Genomic DNA, 7,697 nt, shown 5'->3' on the forward strand with positions numbered 1-7,697 from the left:
TTCTAGCAGGGAAAATTCCCTTTTTAAATAGCTTACATCTGTTAGCTGAATGGTCGGAGCAGTTTTTTACTTTTTATGCTGATTTAACCAAGGAAACCATCTTGACAGTAATGGCTTAGTTTCTGCTTTTTGCTCAATGTTTTGCATAATCAGTTGATTGAGTGGACGATTGTTTGCTTGATATTGTGTATCCGGCATTTCAACCAAATCACGCTGTAATAAAATTTGTAACGCTTGTGCAGCATCCTCAACAATCCATAAATGGAACTGTTCCGCTTTAACTGCATCAATCACAGCACGATTTAAACTTAATTGAGAACAAACTACTGCGGGAATAATGACGCCTTGTTTGCCAGTTAAACCACGTTGTTGGCAAATAGCAAAAAATCCTTCAATTTTTTCATTAACGCCGCCTACGGCATGCACTAAACCAAATTGGTCAATTGCACCAGTAATGGCGATATTTTGTGGTAACGGTAGTTCCGCTAAAGCGCTTACTAATACACATAACATTGCTAAAGAAGCGCTGTCGCCATCAATTTCAGTGTACGACTGTTCAAAAACAAGCGAAGCCGAAAACGGTAATTGGCTAGGTAACTGTAAGATATTACTTAAGCAAGATTGCGCAATCATCATTCCTTTACTATGAATATTGCCAGCTAATTCATTTTTTCGATCAACATCAACAATTTCCCCTTCACCAATTTGCACTAAACAGCTAATACGTGAAGGTTCGCCAAAAGCATAAGGTACGCCGGGATACTCAATGACGGATAAGCCATTAATCTGCCCAATTTCTTCGCCATCAGTGGCGATATAGATTTGTTCTGCCAATACACTTTGATAACTGCGTTGTTGTAATAAATCGCGCTGATAACATTGCTGTGCATAAAAATGCTCAATCATATCAGCAGTAATAGTGTCAGCATTGGTTTGATAAGTTAATGCACCTTGTAAAATACGCAATAATTGTGCAGGTGCATTGCTAATTAATTGACGATCTTCACTCTCACGCACCAACCATTGATACAAACGAGTAATCGCAGCAAAATCAATCTGTTTTTGCATTTCCTTTTCAGCCAAATAACGCACATAACTTGCCCATTGTTGTTGTTGCGTTTCGGTAGTAACCTCGCTATAAGCAGCTAACTCGGCATAATCGGCGAGCTGATAAAGATCTGGTTGGAATGCTTCCAATTCAGCAATATTGTCGCGACTACCAACTAAAATTAACTTCAATTTCAATGGCATACTTGGAATAACACAAGGTTGGCGCTGTAAGAGATTATCTAATTGCCAATGAAATTGTTGTTGCTGTAATAAACTTAATAAGCGCAGCCATACATCAAATTGCGCTAACAGTTGTGCCACTGAAACAATCAAAATCCCGCCATTTAATTGGTGTACTAAACCGGGAACAAGGTGAATTTTATCGCTATTGGTAAGTTGTAAAATTTGTCCAAATAAATGTTGTGGATCGAGATAATCGGCACTTTTTACCCAATAACGTTGAGTAAAATTATCTTGCATAGATTGTGCCGGACGCATCTCCATCACCGGAAATTCATTTTCACTAGCGGAATGAAATTGATAATGTACGCCATTAACGGCTAAAGGTTGATCGGCAAAATGGTGTTGTAATAAATAATTTTCTAAACGCTGTAAATCGGCAAATTGTTCTTCACCCTTTAATACTAATAAATTACCGTCTTGTGCTAACCAATGTTGAATTGCCGCAGTGGCGCGCGGTTGTAATTGCCAGAAGTCTGTATCGTTACTAATGTCTGTCGCTGCAATAGCAAAGGTTGGAGCAAGTGATTGCCAATCTAATTTTAATAAATCCATATTTATTCTCTTATTATTTTTCACCTGCGAATTATACACAAAAACATGGTACAAAAGGGGGATTTCTATTGGTAATGATTTAGGGTGTTTTTTGGAAAATGTAAATGATGTTATCAGGTTATAGCCATTTAACTATTCTCTCATTACCAATTCTCCTCAATATCATTAAAATCTTTATTTGTATGATTGATTACCTCTATTGTTTCACCGTTTTTACTTACTGCAAAAGACGAGCGATTTTGTTAGAATTTAACAGTTTTTTGTAGCAGCATAAGGGAGAAATATGCAACAAATTATCGAGGTAAATACACAGAATTTGGCTGAAGTGCTTGATATGGGCAAAACTCAGCCGTTAGTGTTTGTATTTTATGCCGCAACAGACAATACATCAGCGAATTTTGTACAAGTATTAGAACGACTTACCACACAATATCCTAACCAATTTATTCTAGCGAAAGTGAATTGTGAAACAGAACAAATGATTGCCGCACAATTCCGTATTCAAGCATTACCGACAACTTACTTATTTAAAGATGGTGCACCAATTGATGGTTTTCATGGTCCATTAGCAGAACCTGAATTACAACAACGCTTATCGGTAATCTTACCAAAAGAAGATGAGATCAAATTTAATCAAGCCTTAGATCTGTTAGCGGTGGAGAATTATGAACAAGCCTTACCATTGTTGAAAGAGGCGTGGGAATTATCCGATAAAAAGAATAGTGATGTTGCGTTGTTATATGCGGAAACCTATATTGCGATGAAAAAGGTGGAACCTGCGCAAGAAATTTTAAAACAGATTCCATTGCAAGATCGTGATAGTCGTTGGCAAGGTTTACAAGCGCAGATTGATCTATTGCTAGAAGCTGCGGATACACCAGAAATTCAACAATTACAGCAAGATTATCAACGTAACCCAACGCCAGCGATTGCGATTAAATTGGCAGTGCAATTACATCAAGCAAATCGTAATGAAGAGGCGCTGAATTTATTGTTAGCAATTTTGCAAAAAGATCTTGCGGCTGAAGATGGGGAAGTGAAACGCCAATATTTAGCAATTTTGGCAGCAATGGGCAACGCTGATCCATTAACGAATAAATATCGCCGTTTAGTATATTCGCTTTTATATTAATGACGATAACCAGTATGAATAACATTTGAGGATAACAAAATGGCAGATAAACATTGTAAATTACTTATTTTAGGATCAGGTCCAGCGGGTTATACCGCCGTGATCTATGCTGCACGAGCTAATTTAAAACCTGTATTAGTAACTGGGTTGCAACAAGGCGGACAATTAACGACTACCAATGAAATTGAAAACTGGCCAGGTGATGCAGGCGAAACAACGGGTCCAGAATTAATGCAGCGTATGTTGGAACACGCAGAAAAATTCGAAGCAGAGATTATTTTTGATCATATCAATAAAGTGGATCTTACTAAGCGTCCGTTTACCCTTTATGGCGATAGCCAAACCTTTACTTGTGATGCGTTGATTATTGCTACTGGTGCGTCAGCAAAATATTTAGGTTTACCATCAGAAGAAGCATATAAAGGCAAAGGGGTTTCTGCGTGTGCGACTTGCGACGGTTTCTTTTATCGTAATAAACCTGTGGCGGTAATTGGCGGCGGTAATACAGCGGTAGAAGAGGCGTTATATTTAGCCAATATTGCTTCGGTGGTGCATTTAGTCCATCGTCGTGATAGCTTCCGTAGTGAGAAGATTTTGCTAGATCGTTTAATGAAAAAAGTTGAAGAAGGCAAAATTGTTCTGCATACCAAACGTACGTTAGCGGAAGTTTGTGGTGATGATATGGGCGTTACCCATTTGCAACTGCAAGATACCGAATCTGATGCACAAGAAAAAGTAGATGTTGAAGGTGTGTTTATTGCGATTGGTCACGCGCCAAATACCGATATTTTCGCTGGTCAATTAGCGCTAAATAATGGCTATATTGTGGTGAAATCGGGCTTACAAGGTAATGCCACTGCAACTTCGGTTGAAGGTGTTTTTGCCGCGGGTGATGTTATGGATCAACATTATCGTCAAGCAATCACTTCAGCAGGCACTGGCTGTATGGCGGCATTAGATGCGGAACGTTATCTTGATGCTTTAGCAGCACAAAACGCCTAATTATTTTATTAACTCCCCCTCCTTTTTGAGGGGGATTTTATTGCATTTTTACAATATAGCGAGATATGGAAAAAGCACGCCAAAAACAATTACAAACTTGGCTCAAACAGCAAAGTAAACTGATCAAAAAACCGCTTAAATTAAATCTACTTTTTGCCGTTACTTCGACGGTGTTATTAGTTGTACAAACTTGGTTATTAGCCTCTTTATTGAATGATCTAATTATTGCCCAATTACCTCGTGAGCAACTCATACCGCAATTTATTGCGTTACCAATTATCTTTATTGTGCGAGCAGCTTTACTGTATGCGCGTGAAAAAGTGGGCTTTTATAGCGGCAAGATTTTGCGCCAACATTTGCGTCAGCAAATTATTGAAAAATTACAACAAGTAGGGCCGGCAACCTTGGCTTATCGTCCAGTAGGAAGTTGGGCGACATTAGCGTTAGAACAAGTAGAGAATTTGCATAATTTTTATGCACGATATTTACCACAACAATATTTATCAGGCTTAGCGCCACTTATTTTGCTAATCGCGATTTTTCCAGTGAATTGGGCAGCAGGCTTAATTTTATTATTTACTGCGCCATTAATTCCGCTATTTATGATTTTAGTTGGGTTGAAAGCTGCAGAAGCGAATCAGCGCAATATCAATACCTTAGCGCGTTTAAGCGGACAATTTCTCGATCGTTTGCAAGGGTTAGAAAACTTACGCATTTTTAACCGTACCAAACAACAAACTGAGCAGATTGCTGAACGCAGCGAAGATTTTCGCGAAACAACAATGGATGTGTTGAAATCAGCGTTTTTATCATCTTCCGTATTGGAATTTTTTACCTCAATTTCGATTGCATTAACGGCGGTATATTTTGGTTTTAGTTATTTAGGGCAACTCAATTTTGGTGGTTATGGCACAGCAGTTACCCTATTTGCTGGTTTTTTCTGTCTAATTTTGGCGCCCGAGTTTTATCAACCGTTGCGTGATCTTGGTACTTATTATCATGACAAAGCGGCGGCGATTGGTGCGGCTGATACCATTGAGGAATTTTTAACAAAAGATTTCCTAATTGCGCAGCAAGGACAAACCGAACTGACGGCGACTGAAATTAATATTCAAGCGGAACAATTAGTAGTGTTATCGCCATCAGGAAAAGCTTTAACACAACCGCTTACTTTCCAAATTAATGCTGGTCAGCAGATTGCGTTAGTTGGGCAAAGTGGCGCAGGTAAAACTTCATTAATGAATGTGTTACTCGGCTTTTTACCTTATCAAGGCAGTTTATTGATTAATGGCGTTGAGTTAAAAGAGTTAAACCCGATAGCGTGGCGTCATAAATTAGCGTGGGTGGGGCAAAATCCATTTTTATTACAAGGTTCGATTCGCGATAACTTGCGGTTAGCTAATGCGAACGCTAGTGAGCAACAATTACAAACTGCTTTACAGCAAGCGTATGTATCAGAACTTGCCACCTCATTAGACAAAACATTACAAGATGGCGGTTTGGGCGTATCTGTTGGACAAGCGCAGCGCTTAGCAGTAGCAAGAGCATTACTGAAAACGGATAGCCTATTGTTGTTATTAGATGAACCAACGGCAAGTTTAGATGCTCGTTCGGAAAATCAGGTATTAGCGAGTTTACAACAATTAAGCCAAAACAAGACAACCTTAATGATTACGCACCGTATCGAGGATTTACGCCAAGCAGATGGCATTTTAGTGATGCAAGCTGGGCAATTGGTGCAACAAGGTACATTTGCTGAGTTAGCTAATCAAGGCTATTTCGCAGAATTGTTGGCACAACGAGAAACAGCGATTAACTAAGGATTATTTTCAATGCGTTCATTACTTCCTTTTTTGGCAATGTTTAAGCACACGCCAACCCGTTTGTTGTTAGGAATTATTTTAATGCTTACCGGGTTGGCAGCGAGTATCGGATTATTAACGCTGTCAGGCTGGTTTTTAGCGGCGTCAGCGATTGCCGGTGTTTCGATTCTATTTAATTTTTTCTATCCATCTTCAGGTGTAAGAGGGTTAGCGATTGGCAGAACGGTAGCCCGTTATTTTGAAAAAATCGTGACTCACGATGTTACTTTTGAAATTTTGACAAAGTTGCGAGTGCAGGTTTTTACTAAAATTATTCCATTAAGTCCAGCAGTACTCAGTCGCTATCGTAATAGTGAATTGCTTAATCGTTTGGTGGCTGATGTTGATACGTTAGATACCTTATATCTTCGTCTTTTTGCTCCATTTGTTAGCGCAATCTGTATGATTATTTTTATTGGCATTGGGCTAAGTTTTTTAAATGTATCAATTGCACTATTTGTCGCTGGCAGTTTATTAGCGTTATTACTGGTTATTCCAACCATTTTTTATCGGTTAGGAGAAAAATTTGGTGCGCAGCTAACGGCAAGCCGAGCGAAATATCGCACACAATTTGTGGAATATATTCAAGCGCAAGCGGAGCTATTGTTATTTAATGCTGGCACTACGTTGCAGCAGCGTTTGCAACAAACGGAAGGGCAGTGGCTGCAATATCAACAACGTGAAGCGCAGTTAGCAGGGTTATCTAATGCGATCTTATTATTAGCTAATGGATTGATCGTGATGACGACATTATGGTTAGCTGCGGGAACTTCAATGGGCGAAGGGGACTTTAAATTAGCACTGATTGCGTTAGTAACCTTTTCCGCATTAGCTTCATTTGAGATCTTAATACCGATTGGTGCTGCCTTTTTACATTTAGGGCAAGTGATTGCATCAGCGCAACGAGTGACTGAAATTATTAGCCAACAACCGTTGGTACAATTTAATGGCAACCTTGAAAAGGTGGCGGTTGATCAACAACAGCCATTGTTAGCGTTGCAGCAAGTGAATTTTGCCTATCCAATGCTTACGGAACAAGTATTAAGCGATATTAATTTAAGTTTTGTAACGGGTGAAAAAGTCGCTATTTTAGGCAAAACTGGCAGTGGAAAATCGACTTTATTGCAATTATTGATTCGCAACTATGAAGCAACGCAAGGGCAAATCTTGTTATCTGGATATCCGATTGCAGAATATAGCGAAAATGCGTTACGCCAACAGATAGTGTTATTAACGCAACGTGTGCATATTTTTAGTGATACTTTGCGACAAAATTTATTGCTAGCTAATGAAGCGGCAACAGATCAGCAATTAGCCGAGTTGTTGCATAAAGTGGGCTTAGATTATTTGCTTTATCAAGAACAAGGTTTAGATACTTGGCTCGGTGATGGCGGTAGAACCTTATCTGGTGGCGAACAACGTCGTTTAGGAATTGCCAGAATATTGTTATCAACAGCGCCGATTATCTTGTTAGATGAACCAACCGAAGGCTTGGATCGTGAAACGGAACGTCAAGTGTTAGCGTTGTTGTTACAACATTGCCAAGATAAAACTTTAATTATGGTAACCCACCGTTTAACCGCATTAGAGCAGTTTGATCGAGTGATTGTGATGGATAATGCACAAGTGGTGGAGCAGGGTGATTTTAGTGCGTTATCACAAACACAAGATTCGTTTTTATTTAAGCTAGTGAATCGTATTTCTTATTGATGTTTGGTGGTTGGTGGCAGTAACCGCTGACAAACCTAAATTTTAGCTAAATTATTTTTTATCTAAGATTTAGGTTTCGCCCTAAAGGGCGACTTCATTTTCTTTGCTTGTGCAAAGAAAACGAAGCAAAAGAAAGCACACCCTCG

The 7,697-nt window shown here is 39.1% G+C and carries 5 protein-coding genes; 4 read left to right on the plus strand and 1 reads right to left on the minus strand.

Features of this window, described 5'->3' with window-relative positions:
- Nucleotides 1-66: 66 nt before the first annotated feature.
- Nucleotides 67-1,845, minus strand: a complete 1,779-nt coding sequence (locus tag QS62_RS02750) for an AAA family ATPase (RefSeq protein WP_066105565.1) — start codon at nucleotides 1,843-1,845, stop codon at nucleotides 67-69.
- Nucleotides 1,846-2,128: 283 nt separating this feature from the next.
- Here QS62_RS02750 and QS62_RS02755 point away from each other — a divergent pair, with 283 nt between their 5' ends.
- The 4 genes from QS62_RS02755 (at nucleotide 2,129) to cydC (ending at nucleotide 7,551) form a co-directional block, all read left to right on the plus strand.
- A complete protein-coding gene (locus QS62_RS02755; RefSeq protein ID WP_066105568.1) occupies nucleotides 2,129-2,977 on the plus strand; it encodes a co-chaperone YbbN in 849 nt (282 codons plus the stop codon).
- A gap of 39 nt (nucleotides 2,978-3,016) precedes the next feature.
- Nucleotides 3,017-3,979, plus strand: a complete 963-nt coding sequence (trxB, locus tag QS62_RS02760; protein ID WP_066105573.1) for a thioredoxin-disulfide reductase — start codon at nucleotides 3,017-3,019, stop codon at nucleotides 3,977-3,979.
- A gap of 65 nt (nucleotides 3,980-4,044) precedes the next feature.
- On the plus strand, nucleotides 4,045-5,799 hold the full coding sequence (gene cydD, locus QS62_RS02765; RefSeq protein WP_066105576.1) for a heme ABC transporter permease/ATP-binding protein CydD: 1,755 nt from the start codon (nucleotides 4,045-4,047) through the stop codon (nucleotides 5,797-5,799).
- A gap of 12 nt (nucleotides 5,800-5,811) precedes the next feature.
- Entirely contained in the window at nucleotides 5,812-7,551 is a 1,740-nt protein-coding gene (gene cydC / locus QS62_RS02770; RefSeq protein ID WP_066105579.1) for a heme ABC transporter ATP-binding protein/permease CydC, read from the plus strand.
- The last annotated feature ends 146 nt before the right edge of the window (nucleotides 7,552-7,697 follow it).

The sequence above is a fragment of the Gallibacterium salpingitidis genome, assembly GCF_001678495.1.
GTDB lineage: Bacteria > Pseudomonadota > Gammaproteobacteria > Enterobacterales > Pasteurellaceae > Gallibacterium > Gallibacterium salpingitidis.